This window comes from Burkholderia sp. KL41 (assembly GCF_057005415.2).
In genome coordinates, this window is the sequence record NZ_CM189268.1 from 496,475 (window position 1) to 523,444 (window position 26,970).

General features: G+C 67.1%; 20 protein-coding genes. 13 read left to right on the top strand and 7 right to left on the bottom strand.

Annotated elements, in window-relative coordinates:
- The first annotated feature begins 20 nt into the window (after nucleotides 1-20).
- From cpaB to PQB87_RS36320, 10 genes are all read left to right on the top strand, one after another.
- On the top strand, nucleotides 21-860 hold the full coding sequence (gene cpaB / locus PQB87_RS36275; protein ID WP_060084644.1) for a Flp pilus assembly protein CpaB: 840 nt from the start codon (nucleotides 21-23) through the stop codon (nucleotides 858-860).
- A 99-nt stretch (nucleotides 861-959) separates the two neighbouring features.
- Nucleotides 960-2,897 (top strand): type II and III secretion system protein family protein, encoded by a 1,938-nt coding sequence (locus PQB87_RS36280; RefSeq protein WP_489245081.1) that lies wholly within the window; start codon nucleotides 960-962, stop codon nucleotides 2,895-2,897.
- A 20-nt stretch (nucleotides 2,898-2,917) separates the two neighbouring features.
- The gene (locus tag PQB87_RS36285) at nucleotides 2,918-3,214 is read left to right on the top strand and encodes a hypothetical protein (protein WP_059648656.1); all 297 of its coding nucleotides are present in this window, start codon (nucleotides 2,918-2,920) and stop codon (nucleotides 3,212-3,214) included.
- A gap of 25 nt (nucleotides 3,215-3,239) precedes the next feature.
- Nucleotides 3,240-4,511, top strand: coding sequence for a pilus assembly protein TadG-related protein (locus tag PQB87_RS36290; RefSeq protein ID WP_060084646.1), 1,272 nt, complete (start codon nucleotides 3,240-3,242; stop codon nucleotides 4,509-4,511).
- Between the two features lie 13 nt (nucleotides 4,512-4,524).
- Nucleotides 4,525-5,058: a TadE/TadG family type IV pilus assembly protein gene (locus PQB87_RS36295; protein ID WP_060358119.1), complete on the top strand. Its 534-nt coding sequence runs from the start codon at nucleotides 4,525-4,527 to the stop codon at nucleotides 5,056-5,058.
- A complete protein-coding gene (locus tag PQB87_RS36300) occupies nucleotides 5,055-5,498 on the top strand; it encodes a TadE/TadG family type IV pilus assembly protein (protein ID WP_059485645.1) in 444 nt (147 codons plus the stop codon). Before PQB87_RS36295 ends, PQB87_RS36300 begins: the two co-directional genes overlap by 4 nt.
- A gap of 22 nt (nucleotides 5,499-5,520) precedes the next feature.
- Entirely contained in the window at nucleotides 5,521-6,729 is a 1,209-nt protein-coding gene (locus tag PQB87_RS36305; RefSeq protein ID WP_059688218.1) for a CpaE/TadZ family protein, read from the top strand.
- 18 nt (nucleotides 6,730-6,747) lie between these two features.
- A complete protein-coding gene (locus PQB87_RS36310) occupies nucleotides 6,748-8,115 on the top strand; it encodes a TadA family conjugal transfer-associated ATPase (protein WP_060084648.1) in 1,368 nt (455 codons plus the stop codon).
- Nucleotides 8,116-8,148: 33 nt separating this feature from the next.
- On the top strand, nucleotides 8,149-9,126 hold the full coding sequence (locus PQB87_RS36315) for a type II secretion system F family protein (RefSeq protein ID WP_060084649.1): 978 nt from the start codon (nucleotides 8,149-8,151) through the stop codon (nucleotides 9,124-9,126).
- A 36-nt stretch (nucleotides 9,127-9,162) separates the two neighbouring features.
- A complete protein-coding gene (locus PQB87_RS36320; protein ID WP_060084650.1) occupies nucleotides 9,163-10,143 on the top strand; it encodes a type II secretion system F family protein in 981 nt (326 codons plus the stop codon).
- 280 nt (nucleotides 10,144-10,423) lie between these two features.
- Here the strand turns inward: PQB87_RS36320 and PQB87_RS36325 are convergent, their stop codons facing one another.
- From PQB87_RS36325 to PQB87_RS36350, 6 genes are all read right to left on the bottom strand, one after another.
- Entirely contained in the window at nucleotides 10,424-11,686 is a 1,263-nt protein-coding gene (locus PQB87_RS36325) for a serine hydrolase domain-containing protein (protein ID WP_153490837.1), read from the bottom strand.
- 135 nt (nucleotides 11,687-11,821) lie between these two features.
- Nucleotides 11,822-12,778 carry a SphA family protein gene (locus tag PQB87_RS36330; RefSeq protein WP_489245085.1) on the bottom strand — a complete coding sequence of 319 codons (957 nt, stop codon included), beginning with the start codon at nucleotides 12,776-12,778 and terminating at the stop codon, nucleotides 11,822-11,824.
- A gap of 36 nt (nucleotides 12,779-12,814) precedes the next feature.
- Entirely contained in the window at nucleotides 12,815-13,342 is a 528-nt protein-coding gene (locus tag PQB87_RS36335; RefSeq protein WP_124842505.1) for a flavin reductase family protein, read from the bottom strand.
- A gap of 5 nt (nucleotides 13,343-13,347) precedes the next feature.
- Nucleotides 13,348-14,586 carry a styrene monooxygenase/indole monooxygenase family protein gene (locus PQB87_RS36340; protein ID WP_301861634.1) on the bottom strand — a complete coding sequence of 413 codons (1,239 nt, stop codon included), beginning with the start codon at nucleotides 14,584-14,586 and terminating at the stop codon, nucleotides 13,348-13,350.
- Nucleotides 14,587-14,650: 64 nt separating this feature from the next.
- Nucleotides 14,651-15,439 carry an SDR family oxidoreductase gene (locus tag PQB87_RS36345; protein ID WP_489245088.1) on the bottom strand — a complete coding sequence of 263 codons (789 nt, stop codon included), beginning with the start codon at nucleotides 15,437-15,439 and terminating at the stop codon, nucleotides 14,651-14,653.
- A 40-nt stretch (nucleotides 15,440-15,479) separates the two neighbouring features.
- A complete protein-coding gene (locus PQB87_RS36350; RefSeq protein WP_489245090.1) occupies nucleotides 15,480-16,727 on the bottom strand; it encodes a dienelactone hydrolase family protein in 1,248 nt (415 codons plus the stop codon).
- Between the two features lie 352 nt (nucleotides 16,728-17,079).
- On the opposite strand from PQB87_RS36350, the gene PQB87_RS36355 reads away from it, so the two are divergent.
- Together PQB87_RS36355 and PQB87_RS36360 are read left to right on the top strand one after the other, a co-directional pair.
- Nucleotides 17,080-18,105 (top strand): AraC family transcriptional regulator, encoded by a 1,026-nt coding sequence (locus tag PQB87_RS36355; protein WP_059648650.1) that lies wholly within the window; start codon nucleotides 17,080-17,082, stop codon nucleotides 18,103-18,105.
- Between the two features lie 347 nt (nucleotides 18,106-18,452).
- Nucleotides 18,453-20,633 (top strand): TonB-dependent siderophore receptor, encoded by a 2,181-nt coding sequence (locus tag PQB87_RS36360; protein WP_489245092.1) that lies wholly within the window; start codon nucleotides 18,453-18,455, stop codon nucleotides 20,631-20,633.
- A 22-nt stretch (nucleotides 20,634-20,655) separates the two neighbouring features.
- Here the strand turns inward: PQB87_RS36360 and PQB87_RS36365 are convergent, their stop codons facing one another.
- A complete protein-coding gene (locus PQB87_RS36365; RefSeq protein WP_042973870.1) occupies nucleotides 20,656-21,462 on the bottom strand; it encodes a response regulator transcription factor in 807 nt (268 codons plus the stop codon).
- A gap of 1,146 nt (nucleotides 21,463-22,608) precedes the next feature.
- On the opposite strand from PQB87_RS36365, the gene PQB87_RS36370 reads away from it, so the two are divergent.
- Nucleotides 22,609-26,943 carry a YadA-like family protein gene (locus PQB87_RS36370; protein WP_489245093.1) on the top strand — a complete coding sequence of 1,445 codons (4,335 nt, stop codon included), beginning with the start codon at nucleotides 22,609-22,611 and terminating at the stop codon, nucleotides 26,941-26,943.
- The last annotated feature ends 27 nt before the right edge of the window (nucleotides 26,944-26,970 follow it).

Genomic DNA, 26,970 nt, shown 5'->3' on the forward strand with positions numbered 1-26,970 from the left:
ATTCGTCGAGGAGCATTGCCATGAAAAACAGTCGAGCGGTCATGATGCTGGTCGTCGCGATGGTCGCGGGTCTTGCCGCGGTCGTGTTCGCGTCCCACTGGCTGGTACAGACATCCACGAGTTCGGTCACGCCGGTCGCGGTGGCCACCACCGACCTGAACCTGGGCGAACCGCTCGGGCCGAACCAGATTCACATGGTCAGCTGGCCGTCGGGCAGCGTGCCGACCGGCGCGTTCACCGATACGAAGGCGCTCGAAGGGCGCGTCGTGCGCACCAGCCTCGCACGCGGCGAGCCGGTGATCGAGACGAAGCTCGCGCCGGTCGGCACGAAGGGCGGGCTGTCCGCGGTGATCGCCGACGGCAGCCGCGCGATCACGGTGCGCGTGAACGACGTGGTCGGCGTCGCGGGCTTCGCGCTGCCGGGCAACTACGTCGACGTGATCGTCAACACGCAGGAACAGCAGGGCAAGACCGACGGGCAGAGCATCTCGAAGATCGTGCTCGAGCACATCCTCGTGCTCGCCGTCGCACAGCAGGTGAGCCGCGACGACACGGCGCCGAAGGTCGTCAACGCGGTGACGCTGGAAGTCACGCCCGACCAGGCCGAGCGGCTCGACCTCGCGCGCAGCGTCGGCACGCTGTCGCTCGTGCTGCGCAACCAGGTCGACCAGAAGACGCTGAACACCGACGGGGCGACCAAGCTGACGCTGCTCGGCAAGGAGCCCGCACCCGAAGCGCCTGCGGCGCCCGCTCGCGTACGGACGGTACGCGTGCACGTCGCATCGCATGCGGCGCCGGAAGCGCGGCGCGACTGCGTCGGCGTGCTGACGGGCGTGAAGGGCAGCGTCGAGTGTTTCTGAAGCAGATCAACACAGTCACATAAACGGCCGCCTGCAACGTGCGGCGGCCCTGGAAGTCGATAACCGGCACGGTGCCGGTCTCTCGGGGGATCAGACGAAATGAAGATCAAACCGCAATGCACGGATACCGGCCCGCTGCGCACACGCGTCGCACGGGGCACGATGATGGTCGCGATCCTCTGTTCGGGATGGCTGACGGTTTATGGCGCACTCGCGCAGGAAGGCATCGAGTCGGCGGTGCTGACGAAGGGCGGCGCCAGCGCGCCGACCGCCGTCGGCAAGGGGCCGATGCAGATGACGATCAGCATGGCGCCGGTGGCGGCCGCCGCGCCCGCCGCGTCGGCGGGGCCGCTGCGTGGGCCGAATTGCGTCGGCGCCGTGCGCGAGTCGACCAGCGTCAGCGTGCCGCTCGGCAAGTCGCTGCTGGTGCCGATGCCGGAGCCGGTCCGCAATCGGACGATCGGCAATCCGGCGGTTGCGCAGGCCACGATGGTGTCACCGCAGACGCTGTACATCCTCGGGCTCGCGGTCGGCACGACCAACATGATCGTGCAGGGCAAGAGCGGCGCGTGCCGCGTGATCGACGTCGCGGTCGGCGCGGATGCCGGCGGCCTGCAGGCGTCGCTGCTGCAGCTGATGCCGAACGAGCGCGACATCCGCGTGACGACGGCGGCCGGCACGATCGTGCTGTCGGGCACCGTGTCGAGCTCGCAGGCCGCGCAGCAGGCCGTGCAGATCGCGCGCGCTTACGGGGACAGCGCCGGTGACCCGGCCGCGGGCGGCAAGCAAAGCGGCGGCGGCGTGCTGAACATGCTGGCCGTCACGTCGCCGCAGCAGGTGATGCTCGAGGTGAAGGTGGCCGAGGTGTCGAAGACGCTGATCAACCAGATGGGCAGCGCGCTCAACATCCAGGGCGGGTTCGGTTCGTGGAGCGGGGCGCTGGTCAGCAACCTGCTCGCGGGCGTCGCAAGCGGCGTCGCGTTCAGCAAGGCGAACAACAAGCCGTTCAACCTCGCGGCCGACGCGCAGAACACCGACAACCTGGTCAAGATCCTCGCGGAGCCGAATCTCGTGACGATCAGCGGCCAGGAAGCGACGTTCCTCGCCGGCGGCAAGATCTTCATCCCGATTCCGCAGAGCAGCGGCAACGGCACGTCGTCGATCACGCTGCAGGAAGAGGAATTCGGCGTCGCGCTGAAGTTCACGCCGACGGTGCTGGCGAACGGCCGGATCAGCCTGAAGGTCGCGCCGGAAGTGTCGGAACTGTCGCAGACGGGCGTCACGCTGAGTGCCACCAACATCGGCGGCACGTCGATCCTGCCGCTGATCACGACGCGGCGCGCATCGACGACGGTGCAGATGAGCGACGGCGAATCGTTCGCGATCGGCGGGCTGATCAAGGACAACGTGACGGGCGCGCTGAAGGCGCTCCCGGGTGTGGGCGAAGTGCCGGTGCTCGGCGCGCTGTTCCGCAGCACGTCGTTCCAGCAGGATCGCACCGAGCTGATCTTCCTGATCACGCCGCACCTGGTGAAGCCGCTGCAGACCGCCGACGTGCCGCTGCCGACCGACAGCTTCTCGAAGCCGAACGAAGTCGACGTGTACGCGACGGGCAACATGGAAGGCCGCGGCGGTGTGCGCAAGCCCGGCGCACAACCGGCGAACGGCGCGGCAGCTGCCCCGCAGGCACCGGTTCAGGCACCGGCTCAGGCACCCGCACCGGCGCCGCAACCGGATGCCGCGGCCGCCGCGGCCGCCGCGCTGCCCGCACCGCGTGTGCCGCAAGGCGCGGACGCGCAGCCGCCGGTACCGGCCGAGCCGCAGAAGACGCCCGCGCCGGTGGCGGCTGCCGCGCCGCGGCCCGACGCGGCCAATGCGGCGAACGCAGCCAACGCAGCCCGTGTCGCGCGCATTGAAGCCACCGCCGCGCGTCTTGCCGCGGCCGGCCCGGCCACACCGGCCCAGCCGGCGCACCGGCTCCCGCCGGCCGCCCACGCGCAGGTCGCCCGCTCGGAATCCGGGTCCACCGATCGTTGATGCCATCCAAGGGGACACTCATGAAATCCGCCTACTTCGTATTCGTGCGCCGTGCGGCGCTCGCCGCACCGCTCGCCTTCGCGCTTGCCGGCTGCATGTCGTCGACCCCGGTGTGGGACACCCGCTTCGGCGAATCGGTCCGCGCCGTGACGCAGGCCCAGATCATCGACCCGCATGCCGCCGAACACGCGGCCGCGACGACGGTGGTCGACGGCGGCGCGGCAGCGTCGGCGCTCGACAACTACGAAAAGTCGTTCAAGCAGGTCGATCCGCCCGCCAATGCGTTCGTGATCGGCATCGGCAAGGCCACCCAGTAACGACGGCACGCTCAGGGAGAACGCCATGAACAGCGCAGCCCGCTATCCGAAAGTCATGCGTCGCAGCCTGCATCGCCAGCGCGGTGCCGTCGCGATCATCGTCGGTCTCGCACTGGCGGTGATGATCGGGTTCGTCGGTCTCGCGCTGGATCTCGGCAAGCTGTACGTCACGCGCAGCGAACTGCAGAACAGCGCCGATGCATGCGCGCTGTCGGCTGCGCGTGACCTGACTTCAGCCATCAGCCTGTCGGTGGCCGAGGCGGACGGTATCGCCGCCGGCCACCTGAATTTCGTGTTTTTCCAGAACAAGTCGGTGCAGATGTCGACGAACGCGAACGTGACGTTCAGCGATTCGCTGTCCAACCCGTTCCTGACGAAGAGCGCGGTCACGACGCCGGCTAACGTCAAGTACGTGCAGTGCACCGCGACGCTGAGCAACATCGCGCACTGGTTCATCGAGGTGCTGAACGTGCTGCCCGGCACGAAGCTCGCGAACGCGGCGGAGGTGTCGGCCAGCGCGATCGCGACTGTCGGCGGCGGGCAGACGACCTGCGCGATTCCGGTGTTCGTGTGCCGCGCGGCGGGCGCACCTGCGTACAAGGTCGGCGACTGGATCACGTCGCCGTCCGGGTCGTCGTCGACCTACGGCCCCGGCAGCTTCGGCTGGGCCGCGCTCGACGGCTCGACGAACGAAACCACCCTGGCCGGCGAGCTGTCGGGCAACACCTGCAACATCACGAGCCCGCCGGACCTCAGCACCACGGGCCTGAAGTCCGCGTCGCTGCGTGCCTGGAATACGCGCTTCGGCATCTATACGAATGGAGCGAACGGGTCGAGCGGCCAGCCCGACTTCACCGGCTACGCGTACGTCGGCCCTAACTACGGGCCGCCCGGAACGGCCGGCATCAAGGGCGACGCGTACACGCAGTTCGTCGCCGACCGCGCGAGCTTCAAGCCCTACCAGGGCGACGGCGCGCCGCCGTCAGGCAGCGGGATTTCGACCAACGGCACCGCGACGGCGAGCAATTACCAGACCTTCGGCGGCGACCGCCGTGTCGCGCTCGCGCCGGAGGGCGACTGCTCGACGCTGAACGGCAATAGCGGCAAGGTGCACGTCACGCAATGGGATTGCGTGCTGATGCTCGATCCGCTTCCGTTCAGCGCCGGCAGCGGCGCCGTCGTGGCGCACCTCGAATACCTCGGCTCGTCGGTCTCCGGCAACAACCCGTGCGCGACGCACGGCTTGCCCGGCAGCGGCAGCGCGTCCGGGACCCAGGTTCCGATGCTCGTTCAATAGCGGAGAGATGATCATGAAGAAGCCGCCGTTTCGCCGTTCGCGCACCCGTGGCGTCGCCGCCGTCGAGTTCGCGCTCGTGCTGGTACCGATGATCATGCTCGCGACCGGCGTGGCCGAGTTCGGCCGCGCGATCTACCAGTACGAGACGCTGACCAAGGCGACGCGCAATGCGGCGCGCTACCTGTCGGTCTGGCTGCCGACCGACAGCGCGTACCCGGTGTCGCAGGCGCAGTGCCTCGTCGTCTACGGCAGCACGACGTGCGGCTCGTCGGGCACCGAGCTGGTGCCTGGGCTCACGACGTCGATGGTGACGATCTGCGACGCGCAGCGCACGACCGGCTGCAGCGACACGTCCGATCCGTCGCAGTTCGCGAACCTGCCGACCTACGACTCGAACAACAACACGGCAAGCGGGACGGCGACGGGCGCGATCAACGTCGTCGAAGTGAAGATCTCGGGCTACAAGTACAAGCCGATTCCCGCCTACCCGTGGCTGCCGTCGATCACCTTCAACAACATCGTCACCGTGATGAGGCAAGTGTCATGAACGCACGCCATGCCCCCCAGTCACGCCGCCGCGCCCAGCGCGGCTCGACGATCGTTGAGTTCGCGCTGATCGCGTCGGTCCTGATCATGCTGCTGATCGGCATCTTCGAATTCGGCCGCGTGCTGTTCTACTGGAACACCGCGAGCGAAGCCGTGCGTCTCGGCGCGCGCACGGCGGTGGTGTGCGACGTGAACGCCGCCGGCGTCGCGAAGCGCGTGAGGGCGCTGCTGCCGCTGCTGTCGAACGCGAACGTGTCGGTGAACTACTCGCCGGCGAGCTGCGACGTGAATTCGTGCGCGTTCGTGACCGTCAGCGTCACGAACGTCACGGTCAAGACGATGATCCCGTTCGTGAATGTCTCGGTCAGGATGCCGGCTTTCGCGACGACGCTGCCGCGCGAAAGCCTGACTTCCGCGACCGGCGGCGCAAACTGCAATTGATCGAACAGGCGAGGCACACGACATGATCAACATCCTCGTAGCTTCCGACGATACCGCGCGACTCACGCAGATCGCGCGCCTCGTGGCCGACTGCGGACGTTATCGCGCCACGCGCGCGACCGGTCGCCCGTCGCAGATCGAACATCGCACCGACGGGCTCGACGCGTTCGACATCCTGCTGGTCGACGGCACGTCGCTCGAGCCGTCCGAGCTGTCGGCGATCGAGCGCATCTGCCGCGCGCACGCGGGCCTGACCTGCATTCTCGTGACGGCGGACACGTCGCAGCACATGCTGCTCGACGCGATGCGCGCGGGCGCGCGGGACGTGCTGCAGTGGCCGCTCGATCCACAGGCGCTCGGCAATGCGCTCGAGCGCGCGGCCGCGCAAAGCACGCGGCGCGACACCGACGATACGCGGATCGTGTCGTTCATGTCGTGCAAGGGCGGGGCCGGCACGAGCTTCGCGGCCAGCAACATCGCATTCGAGATCGCGGAAGGCTTCAAGCGCCGCGTGCTGCTGATCGACCTGAACCAGCAGTTCGCCGATGCGGCGTTCCTCGTCAGCGACGAAACCCCGCCGTCGACGTTGCCGCAACTGTGCACGCAGATCGAGCGGCTCGACAGCGCATTCCTCGACGCGAGCGTCGCGCACGTGACTGAGAACTTCCACGTGCTCGCGGGCGCAGGCGACCCGGTCAAGGCCGCCGAGATGCGCGAGGACGCGCTCGAATGGATCCTGGGTGTTGCCGCGCCGCGCTACGACTTCGTGATCTTCGACGTCGGTGTCTGTATCAATCCGCTGTCGATGGTCGCGCTGGATCGCAGCGACCAGATCCAGCTGGTGCTGCAGCCCGCGATGCCGCACGTGCGCGCGGGCCGCCGGCTGCTGGAGATCCTCGTGTCGCTCGGCTACTCGACCGACCAGTTGCGTCTGATCGTGAACCGCGCGACGCGCGCGAGCGACCGTACCCGCACCGCGCTCGAGGAAGTGCTCGGCCTGCAGGCGGCCTGCACGATCCCCGACGATGCGGACACCGTGCTCGAAGCGATCAACCAGGGCCATCCGGTGTCGCGGCTCGCGCGCGGCACGGCGGTCGTGCGCGCGTTGCAAGGCTGCGCGAAGCAACTCGTCGACGGGGAGGTGCGCGCGGGGCACGGCACCACGCACAGCGAACCGCTGATGTCCCGGCTTTTCGGCCGCAGGGCCACGCCGAAGCTCAAGTCCATGTAAATCTTTCGGGGAACCATCATGTCATTGCGCGAACAGATGTCGTTGCACCGGGCCCAGCCGCACGCGGCGGGCAGCGAACCGGCCGGCCCGGCGCATTCGTCGGTGCGCGACGCATACCAGAAGCTGCGCCGCGAAATCCACCTGGCCGTGCTCGAACGCGTCGAGCTCGAGCGCCTGTCTCGGATGCAGCAAGAGTCGGTCCGCATGGAGATCGGCGCCCTGATCGCGCGCATCCTCGACGAGGAGCGGCTGCCCGCGAACGACATCGAGCGGCGGCAGCTCGCGATCGACGTGTACGACGAGATGTTCGGCTTCGGCCCGCTCGAAGCGCTGCTGCGCGACCCCGGCATTTCCGACATCCTCGTGAACACGTACCGGCAGGTCTATGTCGAGCGCGCCGGCCAGCTCGAACTGACCGACGTGACGTTCTACGACGATGCGCACCTGATGAAGGTGATCGAGAAGATCGTGTCGCGCGTCGGGCGCCGCATCGACGAATCGAGCCCGATGGTCGATGCACGCCTGCCGGACGGCTCGCGCGTGAACGCGATCATCCCGCCGTCCGCGATCGACGGGCCGCTGATGTCGATCCGGCGCTTCGCGGTCAATCCGCTGAAGATGGACGACCTCGTGCGCTACCACAGCCTGACGCCGCCGATGGCCGAACTGCTCGATGCGCTGTCGCGCGCGAAGGTGAACGTGCTGGTGTCGGGCGGCACCGGCAGCGGCAAGACGACGCTGCTCAACATCCTGTCCGGCTACATTCCGCGCAACGAGCGGATCGTGACGATCGAGGACGCCGCCGAGCTGCAACTGCAGCAGCCGCATGTGCTGCGGCTCGAAACGCGCCCGCCGAACATCGAGGGCAAGGGCGAGATCACGCAGCGCACGCTGGTGCGCAACGCGCTGCGGATGCGCCCCGACCGGATCATCCTCGGCGAAGTGCGCGGCGCCGAAGCGCTCGACATGCTCAACGCGATGAACACCGGCCACGAAGGCTCGCTCGCGACGATCCACGCAAACACGCCGCGCGACGCGTTGACGCGGCTCGAGAACATGATCAGCGTCTCCGGCCTGACGCTGCCGCCGAAGACGATGCGCCAGCAGATCGCATCGGCGATCTCGGTGGTCGTGCAGGCAGCGCGGCTGACCGACGGCAAGCGCAAGATCGTCAGCATCCAGGAGCTGACCGGGATGGAAGGCGACATCATCAACATGCAGGAGATCTTCACGTTCAAGCGCTCGGGCGTGGACCGCGACGGCTCGGTACGCGGCCACTTCTGCGCGACCGGCGTGCGGCCGAAGTTCGTCGAGCGGCTGCAGGCATTCGGCATCAACCTGCCGGATTCGCTGTACGACCCGTCTCAGCGGTACGAGACGAACTGACGACAGGGCGCTGTTCGCTGCCGGGGAGGCTTCATGAACACGATCTTTTACGGTTTTGTGATTCTCACCTTCGTCGCGGTGGTGCTCGCGATCGAAGGGGGCTATCAATGGTGGAACGCGCGGCACGGCTCCGCCGCGCGCCGGATCGAATCGCGCATCCGCTCGATGTCGGCCGGCGGCAACGTTCAGCAGGAACGGCTGTCGATCCTGAAGAAGCGAATGCTCGACGAATCGAAGCCGTTCGACCGGTTGCTGCTGCGGGTGCCGCGCGTACACCGGCTCGATCTCGTGATCCAGCAATCGGGGCTCGACTGGACGCTGCCGAAGCTGATCATGCTGAGCACGGTGTTCACGGCGTTCGCGTGGCTCGTACTGAGCTTCGCGACGCTGCCGCAACTCGCGGTGCTGCCGCTTGCGCTGTTCGCCGGATGCGCGCCGATCATGTACGTGCTGCGCTGCCGCGGGCGCCGGATGCGCAAGCTCGAGCGGCAGTTGCCGGACATCTGCGACATGATCGCGCGCGCGTTGAGGTCCGGTCACTCGTTCACGAGCACGCTCGGGATGGTCGGCGACGAGTTTCCCGACCCGATGGGCGGCGAGTTCCGGGTCACCTTCGACGAGGTCAACTACGGCGTGCCGCTGCACGACGCGCTGATGAACCTCGCCACGCGCGTGCCGGTACAGGACCTGCGTTACTTCGTGATCGCGGTGCTGATCCAGCGCGAGACGGGCGGCAACCTGGCCGAGCTGCTCGACAGCATCGCCGCGCTGATCCGGGAGCGCTTCAAGCTGTTCGACAAGGTGCGCGTGCTGTCCGCGGAAGGGCGGCTGTCGGCATGGATTCTCGGGCTGCTGCCGTTCGGCACAGCCGCGGTGATGGCCGTGCTGAACCGAGAATTCCTGTCGGTGCTCTGGGAAGATCCGGCCGGGATCAGGATGGTCGGCACGATGCTGGTGTCGATGTTGTTCGGCCTGTTCTGGATCCGCCGCATTGTCCGCATTCGCGTCTGACGCGCGAATCGTATAACGAACCGTTGCGAGGCTGTCATGCAAAACCTGAGCGTAGTCCAGGCCGTGATGCTGGGCGGCTTGTTCATCTTCGTGGCCGGCGGCGCGCTTGTCGCGATGCTGCTGTTCGCGCCACGCAGCATCCAGCGCCGGATCCAGCAGGCCGGTGGAACCGGGGCGGGCGCGACTGCCGTCGCGGGCACCGGCGACGGCGACGACTTGGCGTCGCGCTGGGTTGCGAAGCTGGTGGAGCTGTCTACCCCGATCTCGAGGCTGTCGGTGCCGAAGCAGGGCTGGGAGAATTCGCCGCTGCGCATCCGGCTCATGAATGCCGGCTGGCGCAACCAGAGTGCGGCCGCGCTTTATTTCACCGCGAAGACGGCATTGGCACTCGGGTTGCCGTGCGCGGCGCTGCTGGCGCTGATCACGACCCGGCTCGGCGACGAGCGCGAGATCCTGTCGGTCATCCTCGTCGCGCTTGCCGGCATCGGCTACTACATCCCGAACATCGTGCTGTCGCAGCGGGTCAAGGTGCGCCAGCAGAAGATCTTCGAGGATTTCCCGGACGCGCTCGACCTGCTGACGGTTTGCGTCGAAGCGGGGCTCGGGCTCGACGCGGCGCTGATGAAGGTGAGCGAGGAGCTGCGGTTCAGCAGCGAGGTGGTCGCGAGCGAACTCGACCTGCTGCTGCTCGAGATGCGCTCCGGCTTCACGAAGGAGACGGCGCTGCGCAATCTCGCGCTGCGTACCGGCGTGGAGGACATCGAGGCGTTCTGCGCGATGCTGATCCAGGCCGACCGGTTCGGCACGAGCATCAGCGAATCGCTGCGCGTGCTGTCCGACATGCTGCGCACGCGGCGCCGGATGCGTGCGGAGGAGCGGGCCGCGAAGATCGCGTTGAAGCTGCTGTTCCCGTTGATCTTCTGCATCTTTCCCGCGCTGATGGTGGTGCTGCTCGGGCCGGCCATGATCCACGTCTATCGCGTGCTGCTGCCGACATTCGTTGGCATCGCACAGTGAACGACGAGCCGGAATTGCGCCGGAATCGACACTGAAGGTTCAGCGTGCCGGACGGCCACCCCCGCCGGCCGGCACGGCGACAGGCTTCATGGAGGCTCCCTCCCCAGGCGGCGCCGCGAGACAGGTTGACCATAGCGGCGTCAATGCATCCTGGACCCATGGTCGGCCATGGAAGTAGCCGTAGTCCACCGCCTGATCGGCTGCCCCCTACTGCTAACCTGAATGCCGGCGAAGTTTGCCGGCATCACGTTGTACGTGACGCAGCGGTGTTCGCGCGGCATCACGGCCGCCCTTCGCTCGGCACTTCGGCCGCCTTGCTGAGCTCGCCCATGACGATCTGCGCGATCACGTTGGCCGGTGCGCGCCCATCCGGCGCGGCCGCCGTGTTCGCCCACGTGACGATCGTCGTCTTCGTGACCGGGTCGTAGCCCATGAAGGTATTGAAGCCCGGGATCTCGCCCGTATGTCCGTAGAACGTGCCGAATTTGGCCAGGCCCAAGCAGTAGCTGGCCGACCTCGGGTCGGACGAATCGATCGGCGTGCAACTGGCGAGCCGTTGCGCCTGAAGGTTGGCGTTCAGGTAGCCGCCGCCCACCATCCGCTGCACGTATGCGGCCAGTTCCGTCACGGTTGAAATGCCGGAGCCCGCCGTCCACGCCCACGACGTATTCACGCGGGTAACGTTCGTCGGTTGCAGCGTGCCGTTTTTCGCGTCCGCCTGGCGTTGGGGCGACAGCGCGTCGCTGTCGGTCGTCTCGGCATTGGTGCCCCATTGATAGCCCTGCGGCGCCGGTGCCGGCAGCGACGTATCCTGCTGCGGCGGGAGCAAGGTATTGACCAGGCCGAGCGGCGCGAACAGGCGCGCGTTCATCGCATCGGCCGAGCTCATGCCGGTCAGTTGCTCGATGATGAGCCCGAGCAGCACCGTGTTCGTATTCGAGTAGCGAAAATCCGCACCGGGCGCGAAATAGACCGGCTGGCCTTCGGCGATACCCAGCAGTTCCGACGTGGTCCACACCTTGTCGGGCTGCGCGTCGAGCGTCTGGTTGAACGCGAGATTCGTCGAATAGTTGTAGAGGCCGCTGCGCATGGTCAGCAACTGTTCGATCGTGATCGTATTGCCGTTCGGCACGTTCGCGACGAACTTGCTGACGGTGTCGCCGAGGCTCAGCCGGCCTTCCTGCACGAGTTGCAGGATCACCGTGCCGGTCCATGTCTTGGTCACGCTGCCGACGCGAAAGTGCGCGTTCGTCGGTATCGGCGTGTTCGTGCCCCGCACGGCCGTGCCGAACGATTCGAGCCAGTTCCCTTGCGGCGATTGCACATAGACGACTGCGCCGGGTGTCTGCGTATCCGCGAGCAGGGCGTTGATCTGCGGGCGCGCCGCGTTCGCGAACGCCGGCACGCTCGAGCCCGGCGAACTGTCGCCGCCGCACGCGGAAACGGCGATGCCGATGACCACGGCCGGCGCGACGGCCACGATGCCGTGAGTCAGCCGCCGCGATACGTTCGACAAGAACCGGGAGGTTGCTGAAGGATTCATCGCGCGGGTCCTCCGTGGTCGTGACGTATTGCCTGCGTTGTCTTCTCCAAAACTATAGGACAGGCGCGCCGGTGCGGGCAGCATGCATCATTCGTCCGACGAAACCGACCGGGCTCGTTCGTCCGGTCGCGGCCGTCACTGAAAGTGATGCACGTACCGCAGCACCATCCGCGTGCCCTGCGGCCGGTTCCGCGCATAGGTCTCGAAATACGCGTTGAACATCAGGTGATCCTGCTGCGAGAAGCTGTACATGGCCCCCGGGCCGATCGCGAACACGGCCTCCCGCGTGCCCGGCACGTCCTGCCCGTTTTCCTTCATGTCGGTGGTCTGTCGCAGCCAGTAGCCGTTGAGTCCCAGCCGCAGGCCGGGGCGCACCTCGTACTCGGTCGCGAAGTTCGCGTGGATCGCCTGGCCGGCCTGCGTCGACGTCACGTCCGGGCCGAGCGACGTGGCCGGCCGATGGTTGGTCGTGTTCCACAGATAGTGCAGCCGCCACGACACGGTCCATTTCGGCGTGAGCCACAGCGTCGCCGCCCAGTACGGGTCGAACGACCAGGCATGGCTGCCCGGGTTGATCGCCCGCGACGGGTCGTACGCGCCGGTCGGCGCGATGAACTGGAATTCCACGCGCTGCGCGAAGCGCGGGCCTTGCGCGCCCATCACCGGGTCGAACTGGACGAACGGGCCGATCAGCAGGTCGCCGAAGCCGGCACGCGCATTCAGCGCGACGTTGCCGATGCCGTCGTCGGTCCGCGCCGACGCGATCCACGGCAGGATCACGTCGAGGCCCGGATGCATGCCCGCGAACGTCAGCGGCGACTGATAGACGAGCTGGCTCAGCCCCGCGAACAGGTCGATGTCCTGCTTCGGCAACCCGACCTTGTTGCCCGCGTTGTCGTTGACGCGACCGGCCGTGTAGTACTGCAGGTACTGCGTGCCGTACCAGCCGGAGCCGGCCGGCGGCATGCCGTCGAGGAAGCTGGTCATGCCGAGGTTGACCGCCGGCAGGTCGGATGCGCGGGCCGGCGCGCTTGCGGCCATGCCGGCGATCGAGAGGCCCGCGACGACGAGCAGGCGAGAGCCGAGTTTCATGTTCACCACCTCCTGGTTATTTATCGGTATAACTAATCAAACGGTGCGAAAAAGATCGGGATGATCGGCGATCGCACGATACTGGCCCGCATGAAACACGAGCGGCGCCTTGCCGAACGCGTCGAACTGTTCGATCTGGCCGATGAAGAGCAGGTGATCGCCGCCTTCGTAGTGGCCGACGTTGCGGCACACGAAGCGCGCGCTCGCGCCGTCGAGGCAGGGTACGCCGCCGGCTTCCGAATCCGCGTGCGGCACGCCGTCGAACTTGTCGGCGCTGGGCGTCGCGAAGCGGCGCGACAGGTCGATCTGGTCGTGCGCGAGGATGTTGATCGCGAAATGGGTGGCCGCGATGAAGTCCGGGCGGCTCGGCGCGAGCTTGCGAAGGCTCCACAGCACGAGCGGCGGATCGAGCGACAGCGACGAGAACGAATTGGCGGTGAGGCCCACCTTGCGTCCGTCGGCCGCGCACGTGGTGATCACGGTGACGCCGGTCGGGAACTGCCCGAACGCGGCGCGCAGCTGCATCGGGTCGAGGGTCGGGCGGTCGGTAGCGATCGTTTCCATGTCGTTCACTCCGAACGCGCGCTGTGTTCGCGGATGAACGCCGCGCAGGCCGACGGCTCGAACCACCACGGCGAGAACCGGCGCGGATCGTCGAAGCCGTCGACGATCGCCGCGGCGAGCGACGGCAACTGGCCGGCCGCGCCGAGCAGTTCGAGGATGTGCGGCGGCGGCGGGGTGAGCAGCGAGTTGGTCCAGCGCACGACATGCTGCGCATAGGCCCAGTAGCCTTCGAACGTCTGCTGCATCCAGTCTTCGCTGAACGGCGCGGCATCGCGCGCGACGATCGCATCGAAATATGCGTTCGCGCATTTCGCGGCGTTGTTCGAGCCTTGCCCGGTGATCGGATCGTTGACGACCACCGCATCGGCCATCCCGAACACCGTGCGGCCCGACGGCAGCCGGAAGAACGGCTTGCGCACCGTCGGCGCGAAGCGCCCGGCCAGCGTGCCGTTCGAATCGGTGAGCTCGACGTCGCGACAGCGCTCGAATTCCCACGGCACGTATTGCCGCAGGAACGACAGGCTCCGGTCCAGATGCTGCTCGGGCGTCTTCACGTCGGCCCAGCAGTCGAGCGGGCCGCCCGGAATGCCTTCGAACACCATGATTTCGCACGGGCCCGTCGTGGTCAGCGCGGGGAACACGAAATACTCGCCGATGCCGGGCAGCAGGTTGAAGCGCACGCGCGAATACGGCTGGCTCGGCGTCATCCCTTTCACATAGGTGAGGGCCAGCGCACGTTGCGGGCGGTCGAACGCGCTGCGCGCGTCGTCGCGGCCGAGCAGGTTGACGATCTCGCCCTTGCCGGCCGCGAGCAGCACGAGGTCGTGGCTGCGCGCCAGATCCTCGAGTTCGGGCACGCCGATGTCGCCGATGCGCACGTCCGCGCCACGGCGGCGCACGCCGTCGAGCCAGTCGGCCATTTTCACGCGCTGGTCGACCGACTGCGCGTAGCGGGTCAGCCGCGACGACCAGTCGATCGCCTTGCGGCCGCCGCCGTCCGGATGCGGCACCGCGATGCCGATCCCTTCGACGGACGGGCACGCTTCCTCCCAGGTGTTCAGGCCGAGGTCGCGTTCGATCTGCAGCGCGGTATGGAACATGCACTGGCTCGACATGACCTTGCCCGTGCGGATCTGTTCGGCGTCGCGATTGGTCGCGAGCGTCACGTGATAGCCCTGGCCGAGCAGGGCGAAGGCGAGTTGCAGGCCGGACTGGCCGGCGCCGACGATGGCGATACGTCTCATGGGGATGTCCTTGGTTGGCCGGAGGCCGGCCGGAATGATTGCGAAAAGCGGCGGCGGGGAACGGTCACTCCGCGAGCCGCGGAATGGCCGGCACCGCCTGTTCGGGGCCCATCGCGGAATAACCGCCATCGACCGCGTAGTCGGCGCCCGTCACGAAGCTCGCCGCGTCGCTGCACAGGAACGTCACGACCTGTGCGACCTCGGACGGATCTCCGACGCGGCCGAGCAGGTGGAACGGCGCGGCGACGCGATCGGTCTTCGCGCGGTCGCCGTGCGTCAGCTCGTCCATCACGCGCGACCACGTCCATCCCGGCGATACCGAGTTGACGCGAATGCGCTCGAGCGCGAGATCCATCGCCATGCTGCGCGTGAGCTGGCGGATCGCCGCCTTGGACGTCGGGTACAGCCAGCGGCCGGTCTGTGCGCACTCGGCCGAGATCGAGCTGAAGTTTACGATCGCGCCGCCGCCGCGCCGGGCCATGTGCGGATGCACGGCCTTCGCGAGCATCGCGGCCGACACGACGTTGACGTCCATCGCGGCGAGCCAGTCGTTGCGGGTCGCCTGGATGCCGTTGTCGACGTAGCTGCACGCGAGGTTGACGAGCACGTCGATCGCGCCGAACCGCTCGACGATGGCCGATATCGCACGTTCGATCGCGCGATCGTCGGTGATGTCGAGCGCGACGAACATGGCCTTGTCGCCGAGCGAACCGGCGACGCGCGCACCGTTGTCCGCATCGAGATCGAGGATCGCGACGCATGCACCGGCGCGGCTCAGGTCCTGCGCGACCGCGGCGCCGATCAGCGTGGCGCCGCCGGTGACGATCGCGACTTTGCCAGCAAGGGCAGTCATGGGGTGTCTCCGTGAATCGTGGGGTGAGGGAGTGGGCGCGTCAGTGCGCACTCGTCGACGGCTCGCTGTCCTGCCAGCGGCGCATCAGGCCGTTCGACGGCACGGTTTCGTCGAGCAGCTTGCGGGCCGTCTCGACGCCCGCGACCGGCAGGCCGGCCGGATCGAGCAGGCCGATCTGCACGAGCACGCTCGCCTGGTCCCAGTAGATGTGCTCGTGATAGAGCTTGTCGCCGCGAAACTTGACGATCGCGACGAGTGGAATCTCGACGCGCTTGCCGGTGGGCGCGACGCCCGGCAGCATCCAGTCGATCTCGGTGGTGTGCGTGAAGCAGAACAGCAGCTCGTCGACGACCTGGTTCGCGCCGATCGTGCGCGAGATCGGGGTGATCGTCGTGTCGGGCGGATTCGCATGCACGAAGTGATGCGTGTAGAAGCGCTTGAGCTCGTCGTGGCCGACGCCGCCCGTCAGCGTCGGAACATGGTTGACGTACGGCTCGGCGACCATCGTCGCCATCGTGGCATCGACGTTGCGCGTGGCGAATTCGTGTTCGAGATGCGCTTCCCACAGTGTGGACAGGTCGTAGTGCGGGCCGAGCGCGGCGCGGAACGCGGCGATCGCGCGCTGGTGGGCCATGACCGCGGCGGCCTTGTCGAAATGATCGCCGCCGACGCGGGCGAACGCGTGATCGACGCCCGGGTACACATACACTTCGACGCCGTCGCGGCCGGACAGCGCGTCGGCGATGCGCTGCTGCGCGTCGGGCGGGCAGAAGCGGTCCAGCCCCGCGATCTGCAGCACGAGCCGGCCCTGCAGGTGCGCGGCCTCGTCCAGCGCCTGCTCGATGCCCACGCCGTAGTAGCTGACCGCCGCGGCCACGCCCGGCAGCCGGCACGCGGCGAGATAGGCGAGCTTGCCGCCGAGGCAGTAGCCGAGCACGCCGGTTTCACCCGTGCATTCCGGCTGCTGCCTGAGCGTGTCCAGCGCGGCACCGATGTCCTCGACGCCCTTGTCCTCGTCGAATTCGCGATACAGGGCCATCGCGCGCTCGACATCGGCTGCCGCATGGCCGAGCTCGATTCCCGGCGCCTGGCGCCAGAACAGGTCGGGCACGAGCACCGTATAGCCTTCTTCCGCGTAGTAGTCGGCGGCCTCCCGCATCGTCGCGTTCGCGCCGAAGATCTCGTGGCACAGCACGATGCCCGACCCCTTGCCGCCGGCCGGCGTGCTCAGGTAGGCGCGAAACGTTCCGCCGTCCGGCGACGGAATCTCGATGTGACGTCCTTTCATCTGTCCCTCCGTTGAATTCATTGCTGCGACGAGCCCAGTATTGGCGGACGAAACGTGCGCTTCTATCCGCTTTCTTCGGCCGGTATCCGCGAATTCCGGAAACCTGCGGCACCGGCCGCCGCGCGTGGGCAGGCGCGCGGCCGACTGCGGGTATGTGCGGATGCGGAAAGCCCGCACAGTTTTCTACGATGCGCGAACGGTCCGTTTCTTGCGTCGTTTGCGCGGGACTTGCGTGCTTTGGCGGCCGGACTGTCCGGATACTCCGGGCGCTATCCGGATCGTGCGGCGAATGCCCCCACACCGGGAACGCATGCACGGCGCGAGTGCAACCGAGCATGACGGGAGAACATCGATGGCGCAATTTTCCGGAACGGGCTGGCTGGACGACACCGCCTGTTTCAATCACGACAACCTGCTGCTGCAGTCGAACGATGTCGACGAGGTGCGCGCGCGTGTCGCCGACGTCTTCAAGCCGCACCGGCTCACGCCGACCGGCGAATCGCGCGCGCTGCACAGCTGCATGCATCATGCGCGCTGGGGCAACCTGTCGTTGAACCTGCTCGATTATGGCGGCGGGGTCAGCATCGAGCCCGGGCCGCTCGAGCACTTCTTCCTGTTGCAGATCCCGCTGCGCGGCGACGCGGAGATCGAGTGCGGATCGGCGCGTTTCGTGTCGTCGCCGGGCACCGCGTCGTTGATCTCGCCGACGCTGCCGCTGAAGATGCGCTGGGGCGACGCGTGTCCGCAAGTCATCGTGCGCATCGAGCGCGAAGTGATGGAGCGCCATGCGCAGCGGCATTTCGGCGACGACCGGCGCGCGCCGGTCGAATTCGAACCGGCATTCAGCCTGTCGTCGTCGCAAGGGGCGTGTCTCGCGCAGTTGCTGCCGGTCCTCGCCGGCGCGATCGCGACGGACGCGCATCCGCTGCGTCATCCGCTCGCGTTCGAGCCGCTCGAATCGACGCTGCTCAACCTGCTGCTGCACGGCCACCCGAACAGCGCGCGCAACGGCACGCGGCACCTGCCGGTGGCGCTCGCGCCGTTCTATGTGCGGCGCGTCGAGGATTACATTCGCGCCCATCTCGACGAGCCGCTGACGATCGAGCGGCTCGCCGAACTCGCCGGCGTGAGCCCGAGCACGCTGTTCGCCGGCTTCCGACATCGCCACGGGATCACGCCGATGGGCTTCGTGCGGCAGTTGCGGCTGCAACGTGTGCGCGAGGAACTGCTGGCCGACGAGTCGCCGGGGCTCGCATCGGTGACGGACATCGCGCTGAAATGGGGCTTCGCGCACCTCGGGCGGTTCGCGATCGAGTACAAGCGGGCGTTCGGCGAGTCGCCGTCGGCGACGCTCAGGATGCGGCGCGTGCGCGCTTAGACCCTCCGGCGGCAGCCCGCGACCGCTCCCGGGGCGCATGCAGCCTGGCGTCCCCGTCTTTCACCCGCCTTCCACGAAGGCCGCCGCATGGATCGATCCCGCGCCGGCCCCGCCTCCAAAGCGCCGAACGCCGGCTTTTTCCGCCGGCGCACTTTTTTAAAGACTCCGTTACGTTCGCCCGGTATGATCGCTGCGCTCGCGAACGACGCCATTGGCCGTTGCATGCCGACTCGCGCGCAACCAGCATCGCCGGCATGACAACACCGGGCGGGCGCCGGCGCTGCGTCGCGCCGCGATCGCGCCGCGATCGGGTCGAATCGGCCACCAGCACGACGGAGCATGGAACGATGGTAACGGGGACGGGGGCGGCGAAACGCGCGATGGCGATCGCCGCCGGAGGCGCGTTGTACGTGGCGGCAGCGGGCGCCGCGCACGCGCAGGCATCGGGTGCGGCAGCGGCGCCGCCGGCGGCCGTGCTGCCGGAAATCGACGTGACGGGGAAGGGCGACCGCTCGTCGAGCGGGCTCGTCGGGCTGCGCACCACGGCCGGCACGAAAACCGATACGCCGGTGTCAGAAGTGCCGCAGACGATCAACATCGTGACCGCGCAGCAGATCGAGATGACCGGCGCGACCGACCTGAACCAGGCGCTGCGCTACGTGCCGGGATTCGCGACGTTCGGTGCCGACAGCCGCACCGACTCGTATGCGGCGCTGCGCGGCTTCACGCCGACGCTGTACGTCGACGGCGTGGCCGCGCCGCATACGGCCGTGATCGCGGACTGGCGCGTCGACCCGTACACGATCGACTCGATCGCGGTGCTGCGCGGGCCGACGTCGGTGCTGTACGGCGCGGGCGAGCCCGGCGCGATCGTCGACGCGCACACGAAGCTCGCCGACGGCGAACGCGTCCGTGAAGCCGGCGTGCAGATCGGCAACGACGCGCGCAAGCAATTCATGGTCGATGTCGGCGACACGCTCGACCCGGACGGCCGGTACGCGTATCGCTTCGTCGGCGTGGCGCGCGACGGCAACGCGGAAACCGGCCCGAACGGCGACCGTCGCGTCGCGCTGGCGCCGTCGTTCCGCTGGCGGCCGAATGCCGACACGTCGCTGACGCTCTCGGCGACGTTCCTGCAGGACAGCGGCGACATTTCGTCGAACTTCCTGCCTGCGTCGGGCACGGTGCTGCCGAACCCGAACGGCCGTCTGTCGCAGGACATCTACATGGGCGACCCCGGGTTCAACGACTACCGGAAGAAACAGTGGTCGCTCGGCTACGCGCTGGAGCACCGCGTGAACGCGATCTGGTCGCTGCACCAGGACGTGCGCTGGTCGCACCTGTCGCTCGACGACGCAACGGTGTTCGGCAACGGCTTCGCGCCCCGCAGCACCACCAACATGATGCGTACCGCGGGGCTGTTCCGGCTCAACTACAGCCGGCTCGACGTCGACAACCGTGCCCAGGCCCGCTTCGCCACGGGGCCGCTCGAACATACGCTGCTGCTCGGCGTGCAATACGACCGGCAGACGACGACCAACAGCGTGTGGCTTGCGATCGCGCCGTCGCTCAACCTGTATCACCCCGTGTACCGTCCCGTCACGGACGCGATTTTCGCCGGCCCGACGTCGCTCGGCCACGTCGACCAGTACACGGCGATGAACACGTTCGGCGTATACGCGCAAGACCAGATCCGCTGGAAGCGCTGGACGCTGACGCTCGGCGGCCGCGAGGATTTCGTCAATGCGCGGTTCGACGACCGGACGGCCGGCAAGCAGGCGCGGCAGGACGTCAGCGCATTCTCCGGGCGCGTCGGGCTCACCTATCGGGGCGACGCCGGGCTGTCGCCGTATGTGAGCCATTCGACGTCGTTCGATCCCGTCATCGGCGTGCGGCTGTATGGCGGCGGGCTGCCGAAGCCGACACGCGGCACGCAGACGGAAGCCGGGTTGCGCTGGCAGCCGCCGGGCCGGAACCTGATGCTGAGTGCGGCCCTCTACCAGATCGACCAGACCAACGTCGCGACGCCGACGCCGGTCAATCTCGACCCGACCGGCACGACGTCCGTGCAGACCGGCAAGGTGCGCTCGCGCGGGATCGAGCTGAGCGCGGTCGGTAAGGTCACCCGCGAGCTGTCGGTCGTCGCGTCGTATGTCCATCAGGACGTCAAGAACGTGCAGGCGAACGACGCGTCGCTGAACCACTGGCCGGTGGCCGTGCCGCTGCCGCGGCAGATGGCTTCGATGTGGGCCGACTGGACCTGGCGCACGGGCGCGCTGTCGGGCCTCGGGTTCGGCGGCGGTGTGCGTTACCAGAGCGCGTCGGCGGGCGCGCCCGACAACTCGCTGACGGTGCCGAGCGTGACGCTGGTCGACCTGGCGCTGCACTACGAGATGCCGCACTGGCGGTTCGCGCTGAACGTCGCGAACCTGTTCGACCGGCGTTATGTCAGCGGTTGCCAGTCGTACAACGTGTGCGTGTTCGGCAACGAGCGGACCGTGCTCGCCAGCGCGAAATACAACTGGTAGGCGCGAGCGTGCGGAACGCGTCCTATGCGTCGCGTTGCGGCTCCCGGCGCGCGGCGCGTTCACCGGCGTGGCGCTGGCGCCGCCACTCGGTCGGCGTGAGGCCGAAACGTTCGCGGAATGCGGTCGCGAAATTCGCCGGCGTGGAAAAACCGATCTCCTTCGCGATGCTGGCAATGCTGAGCGACGTCGAATCCAGCAGATCCTGCGCGATCCGCAGCCGCTCGTGCCGCAGATACTCGAACACCGTCTGGCCGAGGTTGTCGCGAAACGCCCGCGACAGCCGCTTTTCATGCGTGCCGACCGCGCGTGCCAGTTGTTCCACCGTCGGCGGATCGTTCAGCGTCCGCGCCAGATGGCGGATGGCCGCGCGCACGATGATGTCGTCGTCCTTGCCGGTCACGAACACGCTTTCCGTGTCGACGGGCCGCTCGCGTGTCGCCCGCGCGAGCTGCACGCGAATCCGCGCGAGCACTTCGGCCGGCTCGAACGGCTTCACCACGTAGTCGACGCAGCCGATCTCGAACCCCTCGAGGCGTTCGTGCAACGCGCCCGCCACGGTCAGGAAGATGACCGGAATCGCGCACGTCAGCGGATCGGCGGCCAGCAGCCGGCATGCGGTGAAGCCGTCCATGCGCGGCATCCGCACATCCATCAGGATCAGGTCGGGCATGAGCGCCTGCGCGCGCTGGCACGCCTGCAGCCCGTCGGATGCAATGCTGATCCGGCACCCGGTGCCGCGCAGGATGTCGATCAGCAAGCGAAGCTGGTCGGGCTGATCGTCGACGATCAGGATATGGGCGTCGCCCAATACGGAGGTCGATGGATGCATCGTGCACCTGTTCTGGAATGGCTGCTGGCTGCGTTCCTGCGGGTGGCCGGCCCGGTTCGGATAATCGTTGGAAACTGCTCTATGGCAACGCACAAGCGCATCGATATTCGGATTTCGCGCAAACCGCGCGACAGACGACCGGTCGGCGTAATACCCGGTGTTGCTTGTATTGATCGCTGATCCGGTAAGGACGCGACGCGTTGCCGTCGCCGCGCGTGGAAAAGGGCGCGGCTGACCGTGTCGATGCGAGCCGAATTGTAGGGGGATATTTCGATTCTTGCCAGACGCATTGACTCTATTTGCTTCATTCCGATTTTCTGATTCTTCATCAGGTATTGTGATTTGCGTGAGCGGTGTGGCACCCTGATGCCTGTCCATTTCCGCCATTTTCATTCTTGCCTGCACGCGATCGCGCGGCTCCGTGGTTTTTTCTGCGGAAATATTTTCGCCGGAATTTATTTTTAATCCGCTTCGGCAAAGCATTTGTCCGCCCGACAAAACATCTGGATTAATTCCGGCGCCGCGAAATCGTTTGCGAGGTGCGCGTTTTTCACGCAACTTATTGAATATACGGGATTTTACAATCTATAAAGAATGTCACCTTCAATAATTCAGGTGCGTGTCTCATAATTCGTCCGAACTTTGAATGCAGGGTTGCACGGGGCAGCACAAGGCACGGAGGGTCGTGACGGACGTTGCGTGATTCGGGGGGCGTGGCATCAATTGATGCTCATCCGAACGCATGTCCGGAGCGCTCAGGCGCACGTCCGGTTGCCGTCGATGAAATAAAAGAAGCGGGGTTGGTCGCGGTCGGCGCGACATCAAATCAGGGGTGTCCATAACGGCGGTTGAATCTCCGGATTCAGTCGATGGGCGAGTTCGCCCATATCAAACGATATGCATTCCTAATGCATTAACCGAATTAACGGAACGGGCCGTCACACCAGCGGCGTGCCCGGGCTTTCGAACGTCCCGTCGCTACGGGCGGGCGATGCGTGTCGTCTTCGGCACGCTCGGGCCGGGCATCGGAATCGGGTTCCGCACTGAAGTCGTAATCGTAATTGCAGTCGTAATCGCAGCTGAATCCTTCAAGAAAATTAAGTAGTCCGTATACAAACCAGACGCTACAAAACGGAGCAGAAGACCATGAAGAGGAAGCAGATTTCGGCGCTTGCCGCCGCCATGTTCACGGGCGCAGGTGTCCTGATCGCGGGGGCCGCGCATGCGGACAACTTCGTCGACCGCGGCAACCCGGACAACGCGCTGAACGGCCAGTGCATCGACGGGACGAACCCGCTGTGCGTGTCGACCAAGAGCGGAAGTTACGTGGCGGTGAGCACGGCAAACGTCACGATGGGGACGAACGCCAGGGCCGGTACCAGCGGGATCGCGATCGGCGACCAGTCGAATGCGAGCAGCAAGGGCGGCACCAGCAGCGGCGGCGCGATTGCGATCGGCGTCGGTTCGCAGGCGCTGGCGAACTCTGCCACCGCCATCGGCACGGTAGCCGTCGCGCAAGGCAATACGTCGCTCGCCGTCGGCCGCCAGTCGGCCGCGGTCGGCGACTTCTCGATGGCGCTCGGCAACGTCGCCGATGCGCGCGGCACGAGCTCGATCGCACTCGGCCACTCGGCGCTGGCAAGCGGCGACCGTTCGGTTGCGATCGGCGGTGCGAACCCGACTTCGAGCGACGGCGTGTCGGCCGGCGCGTCGTATGACGCGGCGACACAGACGCGCGCCGGCGGTACGCAATCCGTGGCGATCGGTGCGGGCGCGCAGACGAACGACAACAACCAGGTGGCGATCGGCTCGGGCAGCGTCGGCGCGAACAACGGCGGCACGCCGGTGTTCGGCGGCACGGCTGCGCCGGTCGGCGGCGCGGTGTCGTTCGGCGCGATCGGCGCCGAGCGTCAGCTCAAGAACGTCGCGGCGGGCGCGGCCGATACGGATGCCGTCAACGTCCAGCAGCTGAAGAACGTGAACGGCACGCTCAGCACGAGCATCGCCAACGTCGACGCGCGCGTGACGTCGGTCGGCAATTCGCTGTCGACCACGATTTCGAACGTCGACCAGCGTGTGACCAGCGTGGGCAACAGCCTCAGCACCAGCATCGTGACGGCGACCAAGAACGTCGTGAAATACACCGACGATTCGCACGCGGCGATCGCGCTCGACGGCAGCAACGGCACCACGATCGGCGGCGTCGCGGCCGGTGTCGCCGACACCGATGCGGTCAACGTCGGCCAGCTGAAGGGCAGTGTCGCCCCGCTGCAGACGTCCATTTCGACGGCGGCGTCGAACATCACGAACCTGCAGACCAGCGTCACGGGCATCAATACATCGCTGAGCACGGCAACCACCAACATCAGCAACCTGCAGGCGGCCGACGCACGCAACGTCAAGTACGACGGCCAGAGCGGCTTCGATTCGGTGACGTTCGCCGGCACGAACGGCACGACGCTGCACAACGTCGCGGCCGGTGTCGCCGATACCGACGCGGTGAACGTCGGGCAACTGAACGGCGGCCTGTCGTCGCTCAGCACGAGCGTGACGAACAACCTCAGCACGACGCTCGGCAACCTGAGCACGTCGATCACCAGCCAGATCGGCAACGCGACGAAGAACGCGGTGCAGTACGACGATGACGCGCACAGCGGCGTGACGCTCGGCGGCAAGGGCGCGCAGTCGCCGGTCGGCCTGCACAACGTGGCGGACGGCACTGCCGCGAGCGACGCCGTGAACGTCGGCCAGCTCGGCAAGGCAACCGATACGCTGAACCAGTCGATCACGAATGTCGGCAACCAGGTCACGACGAACACGGGCAACATCGCGGCGCTCCAGCAGGACGCGCTTCTGTGGAACGCGAACCTCGGCGCATACGATGCGAGCCACGGCGGCAACGGCCCGCAACGCATCGGCAACGTCGCGGCCGGCGTCGCCGACACCGATGCGGTCAACGTCGGTCAGTTGAACGGCAGCATCGCGCCGCTGCAATCGTCGATCTCGACCGCCGCGTCGAACATCACGAACCTGCAGAGCAACGTCACCGGCATCAACGCATCGCTGAGCACGGCGACCACCAACATCAGCAACCTGCAGGCCGCCGACACGCGCAACGTGAAGTACGACGGCCAGAGCGGCTTCGACTCGGTGACGTTCGCCGGCACGAACGGCACGACGCTGCACAATGTCGCGGCCGGTGTCGCGAACACCGACGCGGTGAACGTGGGGCAACTGAACGGCGGCCTGTCGTCGCTCAGCACGAGCGTGACGAACAACATCAATACGACGCTCGGCAACCTGAGCACGTCGATCAACAACCAGATCGGCAACGCGACGAAGAACGCGGTGCAGTACGACGATGACGCGCACAGCGGCGTGACGCTCGGCGGCAAGGGCGCGCAGTCGCCGGTCGGCCTGCACAACGTGGCGGACGGCACTGCCGCGAGCGACGCCGTGAACGTCGGCCAGCTCGGCAAGGCAACCGACTCGCTGAACCAGTCGATTACGAACGTCAGCAACAACGTGACGACGCTCGGCAACCAGGTGACGACGAACACCGGCAACATCGCGGCACTTCAGCAGGACGCGCTCCAGTGGAACGCGAACCTCGGCACCTACGACGCGAGCCACGGCGGCAACGGCCCGCAACGCATCGGCAACGTCGCGGCCGGCAAGAACGGCACGGACGCGGTCAACGTCGACCAGTTGAACGCGGCGATCCAGGACGGCACGAGCCAGCTCGATGCACTCGCCGTGAAGTACGACGACGCGAGCAAGAAGCAGGTTTCGCTCGGCGCGGGCAACGGCGGGAGCCCGGTGCGCCTGACCAACGTCGCGGAAGGCAACGTCGCGGCCGGCAGCACGGATGCGGTGAACGGCGCGCAACTGCGCCGTGCAACCGACGGCACGGCGGCCGCGCTGGGCGGCGGCGCGACGGCGAATCCGGACGGCTCGATCAGCGCGCCGGACTATAAGGTCGGCGGCGGTTCGTTCAACAATGTCGGCGACGCGCTCACGAACCTTGACGGTCGTGTTCTCAACAACACGACGACGCTCGAGAATCACGAAACGCGTATCGGCAATGCCGAAACGAACATCGCCGGCAACACGGCCGCGATCGCGGGGCTGCAGCAGGACGCGCTGCAGTTCGACCCGACGCTCGGTGCCTACAACGCGGCGCGCGGCGGTGCACCGACGAAGCTGACGAACGTGGCCGACGGCAACGTCGCCGCGGGCAGCACGGACGCGGTGAACGGCGGCCAGTTGTCGGGCGTGAAGTCGTCGCTCGAACAGCAGATCACGCAGGTGTCCAACCAGGCGGGCGAGGCCGTGAAGAATGTCGTCAAGTACGACGTCGACGCGAACGGCAACCGGTTGAATTCGGTATCGCTCATCGGCGGCGACCCGAACGCGGCCGTCGTGCTGAAGAACGTCGCCGCGGGCACCGCCGATACCGACGCGGTGAACGTCAAGCAGCTGAAGGGCGTGGAGTCGAGCCTCAACCAGCTCGGTGCGCTCGCGGTGCAGTACGACGACGCGTCGAAGAGCTCGATCACGCTCGGCGGCGCGGGCGGCACGCGCATCACCAACGTGCAGGCCGGCACGCTCAGCGCAACCAGCACGGATGCGGTGAACGGCTCGCAGCTCTACGCGACCAACCAGCAGGTCGCGAAGAACACGACCGACATCACGAACCTGCAGGGGAACGTGAACAACATCGCGAACGGCAAGGCCGGCCTCGTGCAGCAGCAGGATCCGAACGGCGCGATCACGGTCGGGAAGGACACCGGCGGCACCAGCGTGAACTTCTCCGGCACGTCGGGCGACCGCGTGCTGACCGGTGTCGCGGCGGGCGTGAAGGACAACGACGCGGTCAACATGGGCCAGTTCAACAACGCGCTGAAGAACGCGGCGGCCAACGACCAGATCCGCGCGGCGGCGACCGATGCGAACACGACGTGGATCGCACGTGCCGATGCCGGTTCGATCGGGTCGACGGCAACCGCAACCGGCAAGAACGCGGTGGCGGTCGGCCAGGGCTCCGTCGCCGATCGCGACAACTCGTTCTCGGTCGGTGCGAAGGGCAGCGAGCGCCAGGTCACGAACGTCGCGGCCGGCACGGCGCCGACCGACGCGGTCAACGTGCAGCAGCTGAACGACAACCTGTCGACCGCCACGTCGCAGGCGAAGGGCTACACCGACCAGCGCATCGGCCAGGTGTACAACTCGTTCAACGACCTGAAGAAGGACATGTACGGCGGCGTGGCATCGGCAATGGCCGTGGCCGGCCTGCCGCAACCGACGGGCGCGGGCCGCTCGATGGTCTCGGCGGCGACGTCGAACTATCACGGCCAGCAGGGTTTCGCCGCCGGGTACTCGTATGTGACGGAAAGCAATCGCTGGGTCGTCAAGGCGTCGGTGACGGGCAACACGCGTTCGGACTTCGGCGCGGTGGTGGGCGCGGGTTACCAGTTCTGACGTTGTCTGCGCAGTATCGATCGAACG